General features: G+C 68.0%; 19 protein-coding genes. 7 read left to right on the forward strand and 12 right to left on the reverse strand.

Going from position 1 to position 20681, the window contains the following annotated elements:
• Positions 1 to 48: 48 nt before the first annotated feature.
• Entirely contained in the window at positions 49 to 414 is a 366-nt protein-coding gene (locus tag MRBLWH12_RS13605; protein ID WP_363549779.1) for a DoxX family protein, read from the forward strand.
• A 25-nt stretch (positions 415 to 439) separates the two neighbouring features.
• Complete coding sequence (locus tag MRBLWH12_RS13610) at positions 440 to 1249, forward strand: alpha/beta fold hydrolase (RefSeq protein WP_341978284.1); 810 nt, start codon at positions 440 to 442, stop codon at positions 1247 to 1249.
• 18 nt (positions 1250 to 1267) lie between these two features.
• Here MRBLWH12_RS13610 and msrA read toward each other — a convergent pair whose 3' ends face one another.
• Positions 1268 to 1801, reverse strand: a complete 534-nt coding sequence (gene msrA / locus MRBLWH12_RS13615; protein WP_363549785.1) for a peptide-methionine (S)-S-oxide reductase MsrA — start codon at positions 1799 to 1801, stop codon at positions 1268 to 1270.
• Positions 1802 to 1996: 195 nt separating this feature from the next.
• On the opposite strand from msrA, the gene MRBLWH12_RS13620 reads away from it, so the two are divergent.
• Positions 1997 to 2914: a DUF808 domain-containing protein gene (locus tag MRBLWH12_RS13620; RefSeq protein WP_341976780.1), complete on the forward strand. Its 918-nt coding sequence runs from the start codon at positions 1997 to 1999 to the stop codon at positions 2912 to 2914.
• Between the two features lie 27 nt (positions 2915 to 2941).
• Positions 2942 to 3403: a hypothetical protein gene (locus MRBLWH12_RS13625; RefSeq protein WP_363549787.1), complete on the forward strand. Its 462-nt coding sequence runs from the start codon at positions 2942 to 2944 to the stop codon at positions 3401 to 3403.
• 3 nt (positions 3404 to 3406) lie between these two features.
• Here MRBLWH12_RS13625 and pucL read toward each other — a convergent pair whose 3' ends face one another.
• The 11 genes from pucL to aceB all read right to left on the reverse strand — a co-directional run bounded on the left by pucL (position 3407) and on the right by aceB (position 15667).
• On the reverse strand, positions 3407 to 4321 hold the full coding sequence (pucL, locus tag MRBLWH12_RS13630) for a factor-independent urate hydroxylase (protein WP_341978282.1): 915 nt from the start codon (positions 4319 to 4321) through the stop codon (positions 3407 to 3409).
• A 45-nt stretch (positions 4322 to 4366) separates the two neighbouring features.
• On the reverse strand, positions 4367 to 4720 hold the full coding sequence (uraH, locus tag MRBLWH12_RS13635) for a hydroxyisourate hydrolase (RefSeq protein WP_363549789.1): 354 nt from the start codon (positions 4718 to 4720) through the stop codon (positions 4367 to 4369).
• Complete coding sequence (uraD, locus tag MRBLWH12_RS13640) at positions 4717 to 5214, reverse strand: 2-oxo-4-hydroxy-4-carboxy-5-ureidoimidazoline decarboxylase (RefSeq protein ID WP_363549792.1); 498 nt, start codon at positions 5212 to 5214, stop codon at positions 4717 to 4719. The genes uraH and uraD overlap by 4 nt, the downstream gene beginning before the upstream one ends.
• Positions 5215 to 5217: 3 nt before the next feature.
• Positions 5218 to 5706: a peroxiredoxin gene (locus MRBLWH12_RS13645; RefSeq protein ID WP_363549794.1), complete on the reverse strand. Its 489-nt coding sequence runs from the start codon at positions 5704 to 5706 to the stop codon at positions 5218 to 5220.
• The gene (gene allB, locus MRBLWH12_RS13650; protein ID WP_363549796.1) at positions 5703 to 8222 is read right to left on the reverse strand and encodes an allantoinase AllB; all 2520 of its coding nucleotides are present in this window, start codon (positions 8220 to 8222) and stop codon (positions 5703 to 5705) included. The genes MRBLWH12_RS13645 and allB overlap by 4 nt, the downstream gene beginning before the upstream one ends.
• Positions 8185 to 9981: a glyoxylate carboligase gene (gene gcl, locus MRBLWH12_RS13655; RefSeq protein ID WP_363549798.1), complete on the reverse strand. Its 1797-nt coding sequence runs from the start codon at positions 9979 to 9981 to the stop codon at positions 8185 to 8187. Before gcl ends, allB begins: the two co-directional genes overlap by 38 nt.
• A 23-nt stretch (positions 9982 to 10004) precedes the next feature.
• Complete coding sequence (locus MRBLWH12_RS13660) at positions 10005 to 10883, reverse strand: 2-hydroxy-3-oxopropionate reductase (protein ID WP_363549799.1); 879 nt, start codon at positions 10881 to 10883, stop codon at positions 10005 to 10007.
• Positions 10884 to 10939: 56 nt separating this feature from the next.
• The gene (locus tag MRBLWH12_RS13665) at positions 10940 to 11743 is read right to left on the reverse strand and encodes a hydroxypyruvate isomerase family protein (protein WP_363549801.1); all 804 of its coding nucleotides are present in this window, start codon (positions 11741 to 11743) and stop codon (positions 10940 to 10942) included.
• A 190-nt stretch (positions 11744 to 11933) separates the two neighbouring features.
• On the reverse strand, positions 11934 to 12761 hold the full coding sequence (locus tag MRBLWH12_RS13670) for a bifunctional allantoicase/(S)-ureidoglycine aminohydrolase (protein WP_363549802.1): 828 nt from the start codon (positions 12759 to 12761) through the stop codon (positions 11934 to 11936).
• 30 nt (positions 12762 to 12791) lie between these two features.
• Positions 12792 to 14018 (reverse strand): DUF6986 family protein, encoded by a 1227-nt coding sequence (locus MRBLWH12_RS13675; protein ID WP_363551375.1) that lies wholly within the window; start codon positions 14016 to 14018, stop codon positions 12792 to 12794.
• 23 nt (positions 14019 to 14041) lie between these two features.
• Entirely contained in the window at positions 14042 to 15667 is a 1626-nt protein-coding gene (gene aceB, locus MRBLWH12_RS13680) for a malate synthase A (protein WP_363549804.1), read from the reverse strand.
• Positions 15668 to 15872: 205 nt separating this feature from the next.
• Here aceB and MRBLWH12_RS13685 point away from each other — a divergent pair, with 205 nt between their 5' ends.
• The 3 genes from MRBLWH12_RS13685 to xdhB all read left to right on the forward strand — a co-directional run bounded on the left by MRBLWH12_RS13685 (position 15873) and on the right by xdhB (position 20677).
• Positions 15873 to 16622, forward strand: a complete 750-nt coding sequence (locus MRBLWH12_RS13685) for an IclR family transcriptional regulator (RefSeq protein ID WP_341976768.1) — start codon at positions 15873 to 15875, stop codon at positions 16620 to 16622.
• A gap of 174 nt (positions 16623 to 16796) precedes the next feature.
• Positions 16797 to 18305 (forward strand): xanthine dehydrogenase small subunit, encoded by a 1509-nt coding sequence (locus MRBLWH12_RS13690; RefSeq protein WP_363549806.1) that lies wholly within the window; start codon positions 16797 to 16799, stop codon positions 18303 to 18305.
• Positions 18302 to 20677, forward strand: a complete 2376-nt coding sequence (xdhB, locus tag MRBLWH12_RS13695) for a xanthine dehydrogenase molybdopterin binding subunit (RefSeq protein WP_363549808.1) — start codon at positions 18302 to 18304, stop codon at positions 20675 to 20677. The genes MRBLWH12_RS13690 and xdhB overlap by 4 nt, the downstream gene beginning before the upstream one ends.
• The last annotated feature ends 4 nt before the right edge of the window (positions 20678 to 20681 follow it).

Genomic DNA, 20681 nt, shown 5'->3' on the forward strand with positions numbered 1-20681 from the left:
TCTTGTTACTGATCGTAACAAGCGCACAAGAAGGAACCTAGGAGGATCATGCTCATCGCCCTGTGGATCGTCAACGGACTGCTCGCCCTCGCGATGCTCGGCGGCGGCGCCATGAAGCTGATCACCCCGAAGGAGACACTTGCCGCACGAGGCATGGCGTGGACCGAGGACTTCTCGGCCGGTGCGGTCAAGGCGATCGCGGCGCTCGAGGTCGTCGGAGCGCTCGGACTGATCCTGCCTCTGCTCACCGGCGTCACGCCGATCCTCACGCCGATGGCCGGCGCCGGCCTCGCGATCATCATGATCGGCGCAACCGTCGTGCACCTGCGCCGCAGAGAGCCGTTCACTCCCGCACTGGTTCTGGCCCTGCTGGGTGTGACAAGCGCGGTGCTGGGCTTCCTCGTCATCCTCTGAGCCGTACCCGCCGGATGGGGCCATGATGGATGACGTGGCCCTTCCTCTCTCCGATCTGACGACGATGCCGGAGCCGCAGCATGTGTACACGGCTGATGGCATCAGGCTCGCGACGTACACCTGGGGCGATGTCGATGCCCCCGTGATCGTGGCCGTGCACGGCTTCGCGTCCAACGCCCGCGACAACTGGGTGCTCACGGGCTGGGTGCGTGACCTCACCCGTGCGGGTTACCGCGTGCTCGCCCTGGATCAGCGCGGACACGGCCTGAGCCAGAAGCCGCACCTGCCGCCGGACTACGCCATCCGCACCCTGGCGACCGACGTCGAGGCGGTGATGGACGCGTACCTCGTGGATGACGCGTTCTACGTCGGCTACTCGCTCGGCGCGCGGGTCGGCTGGGAAGTGGTCCGCGATCTGCCGCAGCGGATCGGGCGCGCGGTGCTCGGCGGTGTGCCGGACGGCATCCCCCTCGCCCGACTCGATCTCGACCAGGTGCGGGCATTCGTCGCCGACGGCACGCCGGTGCAGGATCCCACGACGCAGAACTACATCGCCCTCACCGAACGGGTTGCCGGCAACGACCTGCAGGCCCTCGTCGCTCTGGCCGAGGGGATGCGGCGGTCACGGACAATCGACCCGGATCCGGCGGATGCTCCGCCTCAGCCGATCCTGTTCGCCACCGGCTCGAAGGACGCCATCATCGAGGGCTCCCGGAATCTCGCCTCCGCGGCCCCGCAGGGACGCTTCTTCGAGATCCCGGACCGGAACCACTTCAACGCTCCGGGTTCACGGGCGTTCCGCGAGACGGCGCTGGCGTTCTTCGCAGAGGCCTGACGCCGGCGATGCGCGGGGTCAGGCCTCGCGCCGCGGCAGCACCCAGCCGGCGCGCGGGAAGTGGCACGTGTAACCGTTCGGGTAGCGGATCAGGTAGTCCTGGTGCTCGGGCTCGGCCTCCCAGAACGGCCCTTCCGGCTCGATCGCGGTGACGGCCTTCGCCGGCCAGAGGCCGGACGCATCCACGTCGGCGATGGTGTTGCGTGCGACCTGCTCCTGCTCGGGCGAGAGCGGGAAGATCGCCGAGCGGTAGCTCGAGCCGACGTCGTTGCCCTGGCGGTCCAGGGTCGACGGGTCGTGGATCTGGAAGAAGAAGGCGAGGATGTCGCGGTACGTCGTCTTGGTCGGATCGAAGACGATCTCGACGGCCTCGGCGTGCCCCGGGTGGTTCCGGTAGGTGGCGTGATCGTTCGATCCGCCGGTGTAGCCGACGCGCGTACCGAGCACGCCGGGCTGGCGGCGGATCAGGTCTTCCATGCCCCAGAAGCATCCGCCGGCGAGGACCGCCGTCTCAGCGCCTGGGGTGCGGGTGATGTTTCCGGTGTCGCTCATGGTGTCTGCTCCTCGATGCTGATGAGTCTGGTGCCGCCGGCTCGTGGCACCACCGGGTACAACGCACGGATGCTTCGTTTTGGTCCCGCGATGTCACCAGTCTTGCGCGTCCCGCTTCGGAGCGCACGCTCCGGCGTTCGCCGCGCCATCCGACGTGGATAGAGTTGCTAACCGAATCCACACACAGGGGGACACATGTCGGTTGGTCTGCTCGCCGTCGTCGACGACATCCTGAGCGCAGCGCTCAAGGCATCCGCGAAAGCCGCGGGCGTCGTCATCGACGATGCCGCCGTGACCCCGCAATATGTCCAGGGCATCACGCCCGCACGAGAGCTGCCGGTCGTCGGCAAGATCGCCCTCGGATCGCTGGCGAACAAGTTCCTCGTCATCATCCCGGCCGCACTTCTGCTGACGGCTTTCGCGCCGTTCGTGCTGCCGTACCTGCTCATCATCGGTGGCGCGTATCTGTGCTTCGAAGGCGCCGAGAAGGTGCTGGAGTGGTTCGGAGTGCAGCACGGACACGGCGAGGAGGAGTCCCGCGATGAGAAGCGCCTCGTCCTCGGCGCCGTGCGCACCGACCTGATCCTCTCCACCGAGATCATGCTCATCTCGCTCGCCGGCCTCGACGCGGACATGGGCATCTGGATGACCCTCGCCGTGCTCTCGGTCATCGCCCTGCTGATGACCGGTGTCGTCTACGGTGCAGTGGCGCTGCTGGTGAAGATCGACGACATCGGCTTGCGGATGGCCCAGAGCGGCACCGCGCACGTCGTCCGCACCGGCAACCGCATCGTGAACTCGATGCCCGCCGTGTTCCGCTTCATCAGCATCCTCGGGACCGTCGCGATGCTCTGGGTCGGCGGCCACCTCGTGCTCGTGAACCTCGCCGAGGTGGGTGTGCACTTCGGTGCCGACATCCTGCACGGCATCGAGCACGCCCTCGAACCTCTCGGGCCCGTCATCGTCTGGATCGGCGACACGCTCTTCTCCGCGATCGCTGGCCTGGCGTTGGGCCTCGCAATCGTCGGGCTGGTACTGCTGGTCGTGCGGATGCTGGGCAAGAAGCCGAACTTCCACGAGGGCGAGGTGTCCCCGGCAGACGTTCACGTCTGACAGGCCTCACGATCGAAGGAGTCTGCCGTGACGAATGCTGTGCACCCCGCTCCTTCGGCAAAGTCGACCAACCTGGGCGCTGCGGTCTTCGTCTGGGTTTCAGCCCTCGGGCCGGCCGTCCTTGCGTGGTCCTCGCTGACCGCTGGTTTCTCGATGCTCGGCGCAGAGGGCATGAGCGGAGCATTCGCTCACGTCCCCCTTGCACTCGGCGCGCTCGCCGTCATCCTTGTCGCTGCCACGATCTACATCGGCGTCCTCGCTCACCGCGGATCCCGCATTGCTCTGGTCTGGTCGACCATCTCCGCCGCCCTGCAGGTGCTCATCCCGTTGTTTCTCGCGCCTATTTCCTTGCGCCCTTTAGTCGACCCCATCATCGAGGATAAGTCGCCCTATCTCCTCGTGGGCGTCGGTCCTCTCGTGAGCGCGGTGCTCGCCATCATCGCCGTGATCATCATCGCCCGGTCACGCAAAGCACCGACGCACGCCTGAGTTTCAGCAGAAGGAGGTCGCCGCCTCCCACGCCTGCGGAACCTCGGCCTGTCCCTCGCGGGTCACCGTCGCCTCGATCAGACCGTAGGAGCGATCCGAGGCGAAGAAGACCTCGTTCGGGTTGTCGAGTCCGAACGGGGAGAGATCGACGACGAAGTGGTGCTTGTTCGGCATCGACAGGCGGATCTCGGCGATCTCGGGGTGCGCTTCGAGCACGAGGCGCCCCATGTCGAACAGAGTCGTCTGCAGAGCTGCCGAATAGCGACGGGTGAACTCCTCCAGGAGCAGGCGCTTGACGTCGTCGTAGATCGCGGTGAAGTCGAGGTCTCGTGCACCTTCACCCTCGGCATACCGCCAGCGGGCCGTGACGTCGGTCGCGAGGATACGGTCGGTCGTCTCCTGCAGCGAGGTGTACCGATCCTTCGGGTACCCGACGAAGCCCGACTGCGTGGTCTTCAGCACGGTGAGGCCCTTGAGCCCCGCGATGATGTGCCGCCTCTGTCCCTCGGCGACGACGACCGCGGTGCGTGTGACCTGGCCGTTGCGGACGAACGAGTGATCGTGGTCTGCGCCGTCGACCTGGATGCGGTCCCAGGTGTAGCTCTCGGCGAGCCAACGTCCGCCGTCGACCCAGGCGAACTCACCCGTGAAGTGGTCGGACAGGCGCAGCAGGAACTTCTCGGGCGAGCCGATGCCATCGCGGGCGAAGGCGAAGATGGTGTTCTTCTGGGTATCGGTGGCCACGACGTGCGCGTTGTCGCCCGCCAAGTGCGCGGCCTGGAAGTCGCCTCGCAACTGCGAGGTGACGTTCAGATCTTCGATCTCGTGTCGTTCGCTGTCGCGGGTCACCTTGACGACGCGGACCTCCGCTTTGCCGTATTGGTTGTGGCCCAGGACGATGCGGTCAGTCTCGGTCATGTTCTCGGTCTCCGTCGAGCGAGTCAGGGTGTCGGTCATGATGGTTCAGCTTCCTCGGTAGGTCGAATAGGCGAAGGGGCTCAGCAGCAACGGCACGTGATAGTGGCGTGCTTCGTCATCGATGACGAAGGTGAGCTGGGCCTCCGGAAAGAAGGTAGGAATGCTCCGGGTCGCGAAGTACGCTCCGGTGTCGAACCGGAGGCGATAGGCGCCGGCGGGGACAGTCTCCGGGCCGAGCTGCTTCGCTCGGCCATCGGCATCGGTCACGGCTTCGGCGAGGAGCTGCCACTCCCCGTCACGGAGAGCGGACAACTGGACCGCCACACCAGAGGCGGGAAGCCCCTGCACGGCATCGAGCACGTGCGTCGTGATGTGCGAGACGGAAGGCGATGCACTCATGCGGTCACGGTTCCTTTCAATCGGAGCAGCGCGATCTCGCGCAGTTGACCTGCGACGACGCGTTCCTCGGCGACGGCATCATTCTGCAGGCGATCCTGCAGAATCGACAGGATCTGGTCGGCACTGCGGCCGGCAGCACGGATCAGGAAGACCCGACCGAACTGCTCTTCGTAGCGCCGGTTCCCCGCCTGAAGCGCCTGCTGGATCTCACCGTCCGCGGGGTCGATGCCCGCCTGCTCCGAACGCGACATCGTCGCCTCACGGCTTTGGCCGTCGGCACGCTCACCGATCCGCGGATGGTGCGCCAGAGCCGCCTCGATCTCCTGGGCCGTGAAGGGGTCGGCGGCTCGAGCGGCCTCAGCCAAGAAGTCGTCGACGGTGGCATACGGCCGGTGATCGGCGATCTCCTGACACCATCGCGTCACGTCGACGCAGGGCCGGAGCACGGCGATGGCGTCGCTCCGATCCGCGCGGTTGAACTCATCGAGCAGCATCCGTCACTCTCCGCTCTGCATCGCAAGCGACTCCCGGAGCCGGGCGACGTGCCCTGCCGGGTCGACGTTGTATTCGATCGAGGTGACCACACCCGCTGCGTCGATGACGGCCGTCGTGCGGATCAGTCCGTCGAAGGTTCGCCCGTTGCGGGTCTTCTGCCCCCACGCTCCCCACGCCTTGGCGACGTCCGCGCTCTCGTCGGAGAGCAGCGGGAAGCTCAGCTGCTCCGCCGCCGCGAACTCGGCGAGCTTCGCGACCGGGTCGGGCGAGATCCCGATGACCGCGTAGCCCGCCCCCTGGAAGGAGCCGAGATTGTCACGGAAGTCGCATGCTTCGGTCGTGCAGCCCGGGGTGAAGGCGGCCGGGTAGAAGTAGACGATCACCGGCGTGCCGCGCCGCTCTGCGAGGGTGCGCACCGTGCCGGTCGCGTCGGTGAGGGAGAAGTCGGGGGCGGACTGACCGACCTCCAGTTCTTCTGAGGAATTGATCATGAGCATGCTCCATTCTCGATACCGGCGCGACGCAGCAGCCGTCCGCGCGGAACGTCCTTCTCGACCGGAATACCGGCCAGGTAGGTCGACCGCACGACACCGCTCAGCTCGCGGCCGTCGTAGGGGGTGATCGGATGCCGGTGCGCCAGCGCCGCGGCATCCACGGTGAACGTCTCGTCGGGAGCGAAGACGGCGAAGTCCGCCGCGTTGCCTTCGCGGATGCGGCCCTTGTCGGACAATCCGACGCGATCCGCCGGCTTCTCGGACATGAGCGCGACGACGTGCTCGAGCGTGAGACCGCGTCGGCGGGCCTCCGTCCACACCAGCGGAAGACCCAGCTGCAGTGAGGCGATGCCACCCCACGCGACCGCGAAGTCTCCGTCGCCGGCGAACTTCATCTCGGGCGTGGAGGGCGAGTGGTCCGAGACGATGAAGTCGATCACACCGTCGGCGATTCCTCGCCACAGCTCGTCGCGGTTGCCCTCCTCGCGGATCGGCGGGCAGCACTTGAACGCGGTGTTTCCGGCCGGAATGTCTTCGGCGGCGAGCGTCAGGTAGTGCGGACACGTCTCGACGGTCAGGTCGACGCCGTCGGCGCGGGCAGCGGCGATGCGGCCCAGTGAATCGGCGTTGGACAAGTGCAGGATGTGCGCCCGCACGCCGGTGTCGACGGCCCCGCGGATGACTTCGGCGATCGCCGCGTCCTCGGCGGACCGAGGGCGCGAAGCGAGGAACGGCGCGTACTCGCGGCTGCCCGGCTGCACGGATTCCTCGATGATGTGCGCGTCTTCGGCGTGCACGATCAGCATCGATCCGAGGCCGGCGAGCACCGCCATCGCCTGACGCATCTCTTTCACCGACAGGTCGGGGAACTCGTCGACGCCCGACGGCAGCAGGAAGCACTTGAAACCGAAGACGCCTTCGTCGTGCAACGGCGCCAGGTCGGCGAGATTGCCCGGAACGGCACCGCCCCAGAATCCGACGTCGACGAAGACGCGGCCATCGGCGACGGCACGCTTCTCGTCGAGGGCTGCGACCGACACGGTCGGCGGGATGCTGTTCAGCGGCATGTCGACGATGGTGGTGACGCCGCCGGCTGCGGCGGCGCGCGTCGCGGACTCGAAGCCCTCCCACTCGGTGCGGCCTGGCTCGTTGACGTGCACGTGCGTGTCGACGAGGCCGGGGAGCAGCACCTCGTCGTCGGCGAGTTCGACGATGTGGTCGGCATCCAGTTCGGCCCCGGCAGGAGTGATCCGAGCGATGCGGCCAGCGCGCACGCCGATCTCGGCATCCGCGAATGCGCCGTCGATGAGCGCGCGGCCGCGAAGGACGACGTCGTAGCGGGGCACCGGCATGGCCCGCACCATACTCTCTGCGAGCTCTTCGAGCAGCACTCCGGCGTTCTTCATGCTCCGCTCGGGATCCGGCTCCAGCTCCGAGAGTGCGCGCACCCCGGCGAAACCGGCATCGGCGACGACCTCTGCGGAGAGCGTGCTGCGCCCGCACACGGCGTACACGGGAACCCCGGCAGCGGCTGCGGCACGGGCGACCCCGATCGGAGTCTTGCCCATCAGGCTCTGCTCGTCGAGGCTGCCCTCGCCGGTGATGACGGCGTCGGCCCCGCGCAGACGCTCGGCCAGACCCGTCATCTCCAGGACGACGTCGATGCCCGCTCGCCGGACGGCGCCCAGAGCGATGGCCGCGAAACCGACGCCGCCCGCCGCTCCGGCACCGGCACGCGACGCCGCCTCAGCGGCCGGGACCGAAAGCGCGCCACCGGCCGCGCCGAGCACCGCGACCAGATGCGCGAGTGCAGCATCCAGCACAGCGACATCGTCCGGCGAGGCGCCCTTCTGCGGGCCGAACACCGCTGCGGCGCCCGACGGCCCGACGAGCACGTTGTCGACGTCGCTGGCGAGAACGATCTCCGCCTCGGCGATGCGCGGATCGAGGCCCGTCAGGTCGACCTCGGCCAGGCGCGCAAGAGCGGCACCACCGAGCGGAAGCTCGCGACCCGCATCGTCGAGGAAGCGCGCGCCGAGCCCTTGCAGCAGGCCGGCGCCGCCGTCGGTGGACGCACTGCCGCCGATTCCGAGCACGATCCGCCGGCATCCGGCATCCAGCGCCGCCCGCACGAGCTGACCGGTGCCCAGACTCGTCGCGCCGAGGGCGTCTTTGCGGCCCTCGGGAAGCAGATCGAGTCCTGATGCCCGCGCCATCTCGACGACCGCCTCATCATCGCGCACGGCGAACGCCGCCTCGACCTGCTCGCCCGTGGGACCGGCCACCACCGCGGTGCGCTGCTCGAACCCGGCTGCGAGCACGGCGTCGAGCGTTCCCTCGCCGCCATCGGCGACGGGGACGGTGAGGACTTCGATCGAGGAGTCGGCTCGACGAGCCCCCGAGGCGACCCGTTCGGCCACCTCGGGAGCCGTGAGCGACCCCTTGAACTTGTCCGGAGCCATGACCAGCCGCATGTCAGACCCTGGCGAGAGAGAGGATCGCCGTCGGAGCATCCTCCGGCGTGATCGCGAGATCTTCGAACTCGTTGATGTTGTCGATCTCGGCGCCCATCGGCACGTTGGTCACGCGCTCCAGGATCGCCTCGACCACGACGGGCACCTGGAACCGCTCGATGAGCGACTGGGCCTCGGTGAACGCTGCGGCCAGATCCTCGGGGCGCTCCACACGGATCGCCTTGCAGCCCAGGCCCTCGGCCACCTTGACGTGGTCGACGCCGTAGCCGTTCGCCGTGCTGCCCTCGACGTGGGGCGAGTTGACGTTGTCGAAGGCGAGCGAGACGTGGTAATCCATGTCGAACGGGCGCTGCGACTGGCGGATGAGCCCCAGATAACTGTTGTTCACCACGACGTGGATGTAAGGCAGCTTGTGCTGCGCACCGACCGCGAGCTCTTCGATCATGAACTGGAAGTCGTAGTCGCCGGACAGCGCGACCACGGTCTCCCCCGGCTTGCCGCGGACCACGCCGAGGGCCGCAGGGCCGGTCCAGCCGAGGGGCCCGGCCTGCGCGGCGTTGATCCACCGGCGAGGACCGAACACGTGCAGCAGCTGTGCGCCGGCGATCTGCGAGAGGCCGATGGTCGTGACGTAGGTGACGTCCTTGCCGAAGGCGCGGTTCATCTCCTCGTAGACGCGCTGCGGCTTCATCGGCACGTTGTCGAAGTGCGTCTTGCGCTGCAGCGTCGCCTTGCGCGCGCGGCTCTCCGCCGCCCATGCCGAGTAGTCCGGCAGGGTGCCAGCGGCACGACGCTCCCGAGCGATCTCGATGAAGGCGTCGAGGGCGGACCCGGCATCCGAGACGATGCCGAAGTCGGGAGCGAACACGCGGCCGATCTGCGTCGGCTCGATGTCGACGTGCACGAACGTGCGGCCCTCGGTGTACTTCTCGACGCTGCCGGTGTGCCGGTTCGCCCACCGGTTGCCGATGCCGATCACGAAGTCGGCCGCGAGCATGGTCTGGTTGCCGTAGCGGTGCGACGTCTGCAGACCCACCATGCCGGCGTTCAGCTCGTGGTCGTCGGGGATCGTGCCCCAGCCCATCAGGGTCGGGATCACCGGGACGCCGAGGATCTCGGCCAGCTCCACGAGCTGCTCCGACGCACCGGCGTTGATGATGCCGCCACCCGCGACGATCAGCGGGTGTGCGCTCGCGGTGAGCATGTCGATCGCCTTCTCGGCCTGACGGCGGGATGCCGCGGGCCTGGCCACCGGAAGCGGCTCGTACGTGTCGATGTCGAACTCGATCTCGGTCTGCTGCACGTCGATCGGCAGGTCGATGAGCACCGGCCCCGGCCGCCCCTCGCGCATCAGCTGGAAGGCCTTCTGGAAGGCGCCGGGAACCTGGGCCGCCTCGAGGACGGTCATCGCCATCTTCGTGAGCGGCTTCGCGATGGTCTCGATGTCGACCGCCTGGAAGTCCTCCTTGTGCAGCTTCGCCACCGGCGCCTGGCCGGTGATGCAGAGGATCGGCAGCGAATCGGCCCACGCGGCGTAGAGGCCGGTGATCATGTCGGTGCCGGCCGGGCCGGACGTGCCGATGCAGAGGCCGATGTTGCCGTCGGCGGCACGGGTGTAGCCGTCGGCCATGTGGGCTGCGCCCTCGACGTGACGGGCCAGGGTGTGCCGGATGCCGCCGTTGGCGCGCATCGCGGAGTAGAACGGGTTGATCGCCGCCCCGGGAAGGCCGAACGCCTCGGTGGCGCCCTCCTTCACCAGGATGGCCACGGCGGCATCCACCGCACGCATACGAGTCATGAGAGTCTCCTGTTTTCTGGACGTCAGCTGCGGCCGGCGAATGCGGCGGTCAGCTTAAAGAGTCCGGAGTGGTCGAGGCCGCCGTCGCCCTGCTGCACGGTCGAACCGACGAGCTGGGCCACGTGGGCGCCGAGCGGGATGGTGATGCCGGCCTGTCGTGCGGCGGCGGTGATGATGCCCATGTCCTTGTTGTGCAGGGCGAGGCGGAAGCCGGGGGCGAAGTCGCGATCGAGCATCTTCTGCCCCTTCTGGTCGAGGACCTTGGAGCCGGCGAGGCCGCCGCCGAGGACCTTGAGCGCGGCGTCCGTGTCGACGCCGTACGCCTCGAGGAAGATGATCGCCTCGGCGAGCGCCTGGATGTTCACTGCGACGATGAGTTGATTGGCGGCCTTGACCGTCTGTCCGGCGCCGGCGGGGCCGACGTGGACGATGGTCTTGCCGACGGATTCCAGGATCGGGAGCGCGGCGGCGAAGTCCTCGTCGGTACCGCCGACCATGATCGACAGTGCAACGTCGATCGCGCCCTGTTCGCCGCCCGAGACGGGGGCGTCGACGGCACGCAGGCCGCCGGCGATCGCCTCTTCGGCGAGCTCCTTGGCCACGTCGGGACGGATGCTGGAGGCATCGATCCACAGCGCACCCTGGCGGGCGTTGGCGAAGACGCCGTCTTCACCGCGGACGGCGGCCGCGACATCCGGCGAGTCCGGGACCATCGTGATGATGATGTCGGCGTCGGCGACGGCATCCGCGATACCGCTCGCGCCCTGGCCTCCGGCCTCGACGAGAGCGTCGATGCGGTCCTGAGTGAGGTTGAATCCGATGACGGAGTGGCCGGCGGCGAGGAGGTTCTTGGCCATGGGCAGGCCCATGATTCCGAGGCCGATGACTGCGATGCTGCTCATGATGTTTCCTTCTGTACGGGATGCGGCAGACGATGCTGCCGCAGAGTCGGGGTGGTTCAGCGGGTCCCGCTGATGCTCGCGGTCGCCCAGGTGAAGGCGGTCTCGATGGGTGCCTTGTACTCGAGCCCGATGTAGCCGGAGTAGCCGAGTTCTTGACTGCGGGCGATCCAGGCGTCGATCGGGAGCGTTCCGGTGCCGGGAGCGCCCCGGCCCGGGTTGTCCGCGATCTGGATGTGACCGAACGACGGGGCGTGCTCCTCGATCACGGCCGCCACATCGTCGCCGTTGACGGCGAGGTGGTAGAAGTCCGCGAGGAGGGCGAGGTTGCGTTCGCCGGTCGAGGTGCGCACGTGGTCGATGACGTCGAGCACCTGAGCCGCGGTGCGCAGCGGGTAGCGGTCGGCGCCGCTGACCGGCTCGACCAGCACGGTGCCCCCGATCGGGGCGACGGCCGCGGCCGCTGCGGCGAGGTTCTCGACCGCGACGGCATCCTGCGCCGCGGGGTCTATGCCGGAGATGCGGTTGCCGTACAGGGCGTTGAAGCCCTTGGTGCCGAGCATGTCACCGATTCCCGCGACGACCGCGAGGTTGTCACGGAACTCGGCGCCGCGCGCCGGCCAGGACAACAGGCCGCGGTCTCCGCCCGGCATGTCGCCCGCGTTGAAGTTCAGGCCCGTCAGCCGCACTCCGGCGTCGCGGACCGCAGCGATGAAGGCGTCGACCTCGGCATCCAGGGGCACCGACGTGGAGAAGGGCCACCAGAACTCGACCGCGTCGAATCCGGCCGCCTTCGCAGCCGCCGGACGCTCGAGCAGGGGCAGCTCCGTGAGGAGGATCGAGCAGTTCACCGTGTACGTCATCGTTCACTCGCTTTCACGTTTTCGGTTCCACGATACGGAAGAAGATTTCTACTAGATGAAACTATAGGCGAAGGGCAGGATCGCGTCAACCATCCGATCCAGGCTCGATCCGGACTCCGTCGGACACGCACGAACGCCTCGCACTCCGAGGAGTGCGAGGCGTTCGAGGGCTCTCGGGACTGACCCGCTGCTACCGGGTGCCGCCGGGGGTCAGCAGCACCTGGCGGTTGACGTCCTTGTACAGCAGGTACCGGAACGGGCCGGGGCCCCCGGCGTAGCAGGCCTGCGGGCAGAAGGCGCGAAGCCACATGAAGTCCCCCGCCTCGACCTCGACCCAGTCGTCGTTGAGTCGGTACACGGCCTTGCCTTCGAGCACGAAGAGTCCGTGCTCCATCACGTGCGTCTCCGCGAACGGGATCGACCCGCCCGGCTGGAAGGTGACGATGTTCACGTGCATGTCGTGCGCGAGGTCGTCAGGGTCGACGAATCGTGTCGTCGCCCACGCACCGCCGGTGTCCGGCATCGGTCGGGGCTCGACATCCTGGTCACGCGTGACGAACGATGACGGCGCGTCGATGCCCTGCACCTTCTCATACGCCTTGCGCACCCAGTGGAACGAGGTCAGCACCGACCCGTCGTTGGACAGCGACCAGCTCTCGCCCGCCGCGAGATACGCGTAGCCGCCTTCGCCGAGCACGTGCGGCGCCCCCGCGATGGTGACCGTCAGCTCCCCGGCGGTGACGAAGATCACGCCTTCGACCGCAGCCTCAGGTTCGGGGTGCGCAGCACCGCCACCCGGTTGGATCTCGACGATCAGCTGTGAGAACGTCGTCGCGAATCCCGCGATCGGCCGGGCGATGATCCACGAGCGCGTCTTCGTGAACCCCGGCAGGTTGCTGGTGACGATATCGCGCAGCACCCCTTTCGGAATGACGGTGTACGCCTCTTTGACGATGGCGCGATCGGTGAGCAGTTCGCTCTGGCCCGGTAGTCCTCCGGCCGGCGTGTAGTAGCCCATGTTTCTCCTCGGTGTGGGGTTGTTCGGCCGTCAGACGTGCACGAGCCGGGGGTGGGCGAGGGCGGTGAGGCCGTCGATGTCGATGCCGATGTCGGCGAAGATCTCATCACCGTCGATCGCGCCGCACTGCGCACCCCGCAGCACGAACCACGCCAGCGCGCGAGCCGTCGCCGGTTCATCGAGCACGGCTCCCGTCGCCTGCTCGAGGTAGACGCGCAGCCGCGATGCGGCTTCGGGATACCCCTCGCGGTAGAAGGCGTAGGTGGCCAGGTAGCGCGTCGGCAGCTGATGCGGGTGCAGATCCCAGCCCTGATAGAAGCCGCGCTCCAGCGATCGCCGGACGAGCCGCGCGTGCAGCTGCCATGCTTCCTCGGCGCGCTCACCGAGCGGCAGGATGTTGGTGGATCCGTCGGAGACGCGGATCCCGGTGCCGGCGACGGCGAGCTGCATGATCTCCTTGGCGAGGTCGGCGACCGGATGCTCCATGGATTGGCACTGCGCGGCGATGCCGAGCGAAGCGCTGTAGTCGTAGGTGCCGTAGTGCAGCCCCGAGATCCGCCCGGGAGCGGCCAGGGGCAGCTGCGCCAGCGGCGAGCGCCCGTCGGGTCCGAGCACGAGTTGCGGGGTCTCCACCTGCACTTCGAAGCGGATGCGACCGGGCGCCAGACCGTGCGCCTTTTCGAGCGTCTCCGCGACGTCGGCCATCGCCTCGACCTGCGCCACCGTGGTCACCTTGGGCAGCGTGAGCACGAGTCCTTCCGGCAGGCCCCCGGCGTCGATCAGCCCACCGACGAAGAGGTCGAGGGTGCGCAATGCCCGCGCTCGTGTCGGCTTCTCGAAGCACTTGAAGCGGATGCCGATGAACGGCGGCGCCGTTCCGGCCGTGACGGCAGCCGACACCAGTGCGGCTGCCTGCACGGCATCCGCATCCTCGACAGGGCCGCGGTCGCCGTAGCCGTCCTCGAAATCCAATCGGAGGTCTTCGATGGGTTCTGCACGGAGTTTCGCCGCCACTCGGTCCGCGATGCTATCGATGAGCGACGGCGAGATGCCGATGAGTTCAGCGAGCCGCGCCATGCCCCCGGCGCTCTCGACCGCGGCGAGCGCCTGTGCTCCCCACTCCGCGGCGAGCGCGGGGGTGAATCGGTCGGCCGGCACGTAGACGGTGTGCACCGGTTGGCGCGCGCCGCTGTCACCGGGGTAGGCGCTCTCGAGCAGTTCGTCGGTCGCCGCGAGGCGATTCTCGATCCGCAGCATGTCCGCATCGCCGAGTGCGGTGCTCACGCGGGTTCCCCGGCGTTCACGGAGTGGATGAGCAGCTCGTATGCAGGCAGGGTGAGGAAGTCGACGTAGTCGTCGTCGAGGCAGATCGTCGAGATGAGGCGGGCTGCCGGCTGATAGAACGCGGCGAAGTCGGCATCCGGAACCTGCGCGCGGAGCTTCGCGACCTCTTCGGTGAGGAGCCTCTCGACGAGTGCCGGGGTCACCTGCTCGCCCGTATCGGCGAGACGGGTACCGTTGCGGAGCTGCTGCCAGACCTGCGAGCGAGAGATCTCGGCAGTGGCCGCATCCTCCATCAGGTTGTTGATCGCGACGGCGCCGTTTCCGGAGAGCCACACGGCTGTGTAGGTGACCGCCACAGCGAGATTGGTTCGCAGGCCGACCTCGGTCGCACTCCCCGAAGCGGAAGCCACATCCAGCAGCTGATCCGCGGTGACCGACACCTCCGGCCGCTGGCGATCGAGCTGATTGGGCCGCTCGCCGAGGACCGCATCGAAGACCTCACGGCACACCGGCACGAGATCGGGATGCGCGACCCATGATCCGTCGAAACCGTCGTTCGCCTCACGGGTCTTGTCGGCCCGCACCTTCTCGAACGCCGCCCTGGTCGCGTCGAGGTCGTTGCGGTTGGGCACGAAGGCAGCCATCCCGCCCATCGCGAACGCGCCTCGTCGATGACAGGTCTTGACGAGGAGCTCCGTGTAGGCGCGCATGAAGGGGGCGGTCATCGCGACGTCGGCACGGTCGGGCAGCGTGAAGGCCTCGCCCTGATCGCGGAACACCTTGATGAGACTGAACAGATAGTCCCAGCGGCCCGCGTTGAGACCCGAGGCATGGTCGCGGAGCTCGTAGAGGATCTCGTCCATCTCGAATGCCGCCGGAATCGTCTCGATCAGCACGGTGGCTCGGACCGTGCCCTGCGGGATGCCGAGCGCGTTCTGCGCGTGCACGAAGATGTCGTTCCAGAGCCGCGCCTCGAGGTGGCTCTCCATCTTCGGCAGGTAGTAGTAGGGCCCGTGCCCGTTGGCGATCAGCTGGCGTGCGGTGTGGAAGAAGTGCAGTCCGAAGTCGACGAGCGCTCCCGCCGTCGGCTCACCGTCGACGAGCACATGCCGCTCGGGCAGGTGCCAGCCGCGAGGCCGGGCGACCACGGTGGGGCGATGCACGTCGGTGCGCAGCGCGTACGCCTTGCCGGCCGGTGACGTGTACGCGAGCGTCCCGCGTGCGGCGTCACGGAGGTTCTTCACTCCGGCGACGACGTTCTCCCAGGTGGGGCTCGCGGCATCCTCGAGGTCTGCCAGCCAGATCCGTGCCTGCGAGTTGAGCGCGTTGATCGCCATCTTCGGCGGCGCCGCGGGTCCGGTGATCTCGACCCGCCGGTCCCGCAGGGCTTCGGGCGCAGGAGCCACCTGCCACTCGGATTCGCGGATGTGCGCGGTCTCCGGCAGAAAGTCGAGGCGTCCAGTGCGGGCGACCTCTGCTCGGCGCTCGCGACGTGCGTCGAGCAGCTCGAGCCGACGCGCATCGAACCGGCGATGCAGCTCTTCGACGAAGGCGAGCGCATCGGCGGTGAGAATGTCTTCTGCGCCGTCGATGCGGCATTCACGGGTGATCTGGATGGTCATGCGACCGCTCCTCCTTCGTCGGCGCGAGCTCCGGGTCCGTTGTTCGTTATGTGGATATTAACCTCCACTATACGGAATTTCAAGAGCGGCGAGTGGCTGATCAGGCACTCCTGGCCATCCTGCCCCGCCCCGTGCCGATGGGATAGCCTGTTCGACAGATCATTTCCACGATGCGGATACTTTGCCGCAGACAAGAGGTTCGCGAATGCCTGCAGGCGCAACCGACGGCGTCAAGTCCGTCGCCCGAGTCTTCGACTTGCTTGAGCTCATCGCCGATGCCGGCGGTGACGTCACCCTGAGCGAGCTGTCGACCTCAGCGAACCTGCCGCTGCCGACGATCCATCGACTGCTCCGCACACTCGTCTCGCTCGGATACGCACGCCAGCTCGCGAACCGTCGCTACGCACTCGGCCCGAAGCTGGTGCGCCTGGGCGAGGTGGCGAACCGCAAGTTCGGGCAGATCGCCATGCCTCAGCTGAAAGACCTCGTCGAGCGCCTCGGCGAAACGGCGAACCTCGCCACCATCGACGGCGACCGGGTGATCTACGTGTCACAGGCTCCGTCACCGCATGCGATGCGAATGTTCACGGAGGTCGGGCGGCGCTCGTTCCTGCACTCGACCGGCGTCGGCAAGGCGATCCTCGCCCAGCTCGACGACAATGCCGTGCGCGAGATCATCGCCCGTACCGGAATGCCCCGCGCCACTGAGCGCTCTCTCGACTCCATCGACGCGCTCCTGGCCGATCTCGCGCTGACGCGGGAGCGGGGATATGCGATCGACGACGGCGAGCAGGAGATCGGCGTGCGCTGCTACGCGATGTCCGTGCCCGACATGCCGGTGCTCACTGCGGTCTCGGTATCCGGCCCGGTCGCGCGCGTCGACGAAGGCTTCGCCGAGCGCTCCGTCCCGGTGCTGCGTGAGATCGTCGCGGAGATCTCCTCCCTCGCCACTTGACCACATCCTCAGACCGGCATACCCTTTCCATAGTTCAAAATTGCATTTCCGAATCATGGAATAAGGCAAAACGGACTCTCGATGGAAAAGGGACGGCCCGGAGCATAGACTCGCATCACTCGAGTCGGAACCGGCACCGCTCCCCGCACCACCGCCGGATCTGAGGAGATCTCCATGAATGACATCGCCGTCAACGTCAATGGCAAGCGCCGCCCACTCGCCGGCACCGCAGCTCATGCGACCGCGCTCGACTGGCTGCGCGACACCGGACTGACCGGAAGCAAAGAGGGCTGCGCCGAAGGCGAATGCGGTGCGTGTGCGATGCTGCTGGCCACGCCGACGCCGGATGGCGGCACGGCCTGGACACCGGTGAACGCGTGCCTCGTGCCCGTCTACGCCCTCAACGGTCAGGAGATCGTCACCGCTGAGGGACTGGGATCGACCGAGGCCATGCATCCGGTCCAGGAGAAGCTGGCCGAGGCGGGAGGATCTCAGTGCGGCTACTGCACGCCCGGTTTCGCGTGCAGCATGGCGGGCGAGTTCTACCGCAGCGACCGCGCGCCCCAGGCTGCCGATGAGCACGCCGACGGATGCCCCGAGCACGACGCCGAGCACGGACCGAACGGCTTCGACCTGCACGCCCTCAGCGGCAACCTGTGCCGCTGCACCGGCTACCGCCCCATTCGCGATGCCGCGTACACCCTGGGGTCCCCCGAGCAGAGCGATCCACTGCAGCAGCGGCTGACACAACCCGCACCCCGCGCCATCCCGACGGATGCCGAGGTCGAGGGGGCACGCTTCATCCGCCCGGCCTCCCTCGACGAAGCGCTGCGGTTGCTGCGCGATGAGCCGGATGCGCTCCTGGTCGCCGGTTCCACCGACTGGGGTGTCGAGGTGAACATCCGCGGCCGTCGCGCCCCGCTCGTCATCGCGATCGAACAGCTCGAGGAGCTGCGCACCCTGCGCGTCACCGACGACGTCGCCTCTGGCGCAGAAGGCGACATCGAGATCGGCGCAGCCCTTTCGCTGTCCGAGATCGAGAAGCGCCTGGACGGCACGGTGCCGCTGCTGGCCCAGTTGTTCCCCCAGTTCGCCTCCCGCCTGATCCGCAACCGGGGAACGCTCGGCGGAAACCTGGGCACCGGCTCGCCGATCGGCGATACGCCGCCGGCGCTCCTCGCCCTCGGGGCGCGCCTCGTGCTGGCATCCGCCGCCGAAGACGGCTCCGGGGTCGTCGAGCGCGAGGTCGACCTCGCCGAGTACTTCACCGGGTACCGCCAGACCGTCAGGCGTGCCGACGAACTGATCCGCGCGATCCGCATCCCGCGGCCATTGGCGCAGGTCACGGCCTTCCAGAAGATCGCCAAGCGGCGCTTCGACGACATCTCCAGCGTCGCCATCGCCTTCGCTCTCGACATCGAAGACGGGATCGTCACCGCGGCCAGGATCGGCCTGGGCGGCGTCGCCGCCACGCCCCTGCGCGCCCGTGCCACCGAGGACGTCCTGATCGGACGGCCGTGGAACATCGCGACCGTGCGGGCGGCATCCGAAGTCCTCGGCAGTGAAGGCACCCCGATGTCGGACCACCGTGCGAGCGCGGACTACCGCTCGCTCATGCTCAACACCGCACTGCTGAAGCTGTACAGCACGACGGTCATCGAATCGAAGGAGGTGTCGGCATGAGCGCTCTCGCCGATCGTCCGGCCCACCCCGTCGTCGGAACCCGTGCACCGCATGAGAGCGCGGTGCTCCACGTCACCGGGGCGGCCATGTACACCGATGACCTCGCCGCCCAGACCGCGGGGGTGCTCACCGCGTGGCCGGTGCAGTCCACCAGCGCGCACGCGAAAGTCACCATCGACGTCTCCGGGGCCTACGAGGTTCCCGGTGTCGTCCGGGTTCTCACCGCCGACGATGTGCCGGGGGTCAACGACGCCGGCATCAAGCACGATGAGCCTCTCTTCCCCAGCGAGGCGATGTTCTACGGGCACGCGCTGGTGTGGGTGCTCGGCGAGACGCAGGAGGCCGCCCGTCTCGGCGCCGAACGCGTCACGGTCGACTACGAGCCGCTGCCGTCACTGATCACCGTGCAGGAGGCCATCGCGGCCGGTTCGTTCCAGGGCATCGCCCGAACGGTGCAGCGCGGGGATGCGGCATCGGCGCTGACCTCCGCGGCGCACGTCTTCGAGGGCAGCACCGAATTCGGCGGCCAGGAGCACTTCTACCTCGAGACGAACGCCTCACTCGCGCTGCGCGACTCCGAGGGTCAGTACTTCGTGCAGTGCTCGACGCAGCATCCCTCCGAGACGCAGGACATCGTCGCCCACGTGCTCGGAATCTCCGCCAGCGAGGTCACCGTGCAGTCCCTGCGCATGGGCGGCGCTTTCGGCGGCAAGGAGATGCAGCCTCACGGTTTCGCCGCCATCGCGGCGCTGGGGGCCAAACTCACCGGTCGCCCGGTGCGTCTGCGGTTGAACCGCACACAGGACATCACGATGACCGGCAAGCGGCATCCGTTCCTCATCGAGTGGAAGGTCGGCTTCGACGCCGACGGCCACCTGCAGGCGCTGGATGCCGTGCTCACGTGCGACGGCGGGTGGAGCCTCGATCTCTCGGAGCCGGTGCTCGGGCGCGCGCTCTGCCACCTCGACAACGCCTACTGGATCCCGAACGTGCACGCGCACGGGCGGATCGTGAGGACCAACAAGGCCTCGAACACCGCGTTCCGTGGCTTCGGCGGCCCGCAGGGCGTGTTCCTCATCGAAGACATCCTGGGCCGAGTCGCCCCCGCGCTCGGCATCGACCCGCTCGAACTGCGCCGCAAGAACTTCTATCGACCGGGTCAGTCCACCCCCTACGGCCAGCTCGTCAAGGACGCCGACCGGATGGTGACGATCTGGGACCAGCTGCACGGCGAGGCCGACATCGATGCCCGTCGCGCCGAGATCGAAGCCTTCAACGCCACCAGCCCGCACGTGAAGCGGGCGCTGGCGATGACTCCGGTGAAGTTCGGCATCTCCTTCAACTTCGCCGCCTTCAACCAGGCCGGCGCCCTCGTGCACGTGTACAAGGACGGTTCGGTTCTCATCAATCACGGCGGCACCGAGATGGGCCAGGGCCTGCACACGAAGATGATGCAGGTGGCGGCGACCGCGCTCGGGCTGGAGCTGCACCAGGTGCGGCTGGCTCCCACCCGCACCGACAAGGTTCCCAACACCTCGGCGACCGCGGCGTCGTCGGGCGCCGACCTCAACGGCGGTGCGGTGAAGAACGCGTGCGAGCAGATCCGCGAGCGGATGGCGAGCGTCGCCGGGCGCATGCTCAACGTCAACGAACGCGACGTGCAGTTCGAGGGCGGTTACGTGACCGGCCTCGGCAACCGCGACCAGCGCCTGACCTTCGGCGAGGTCGCCAACGCCGCCTACCTGCAGCGCGTGCAGCTCTTCGCTGCGGGGTACTACCGCACCGAGGGCCTGCACTGGAATCCAGAGATCATGCAGGGTTCGCCCTTCAAGTACTTCGCCTACGGGGCTGCGGCGACCGAAGTCGAAGTCGACGGATTCACGGGCGGTTACACGCTGCGCCGGGTCGACATCGTCCACGATGTCGGCGACTCGCTCTCTCCGATGCTCGACATCGGCCAGATCGAGGGCGCATACGTGCAGGGCGCCGGCTGGCTCACGCTCGAGGAACTGCGCTGGGACACCGGCGACGGCCCGAACCGCGGTCGGCTGCAGACCCAGTCCGCGTCGACGTACAAACTGCCCAGCTTCTCGGAGATGCCGGAGCAGTTCCACGTGCGCCTGTTCGAGAACGCCCGCGAGGACGGCGCCGTGTACGGGTCCAAAGCCGTCGGCGAACCGCCGTTCATGCTCGCTTTCAGCGCGCGTGAGGCGCTCCGTGAAGCGGTCGCCGCCTTCGGCCCGGCCGGACGCACGGTCGAGCTCGGTTCGCCCGCCACCCCGGAGGCCGTCTTCTGGGCGGTCCGCGCGGCGCAGCAGGCGGCCGACCCGGCATCCGATCACACCGAGCGCGAGCTCGCGGCCGCTCGCTGAGCGG

The sequence above is a fragment of the Microbacterium sp. LWH12-1.2 genome (genome assembly GCF_040675825.1).
Classification (GTDB): Bacteria; Actinomycetota; Actinomycetes; order Actinomycetales; family Microbacteriaceae; genus Microbacterium.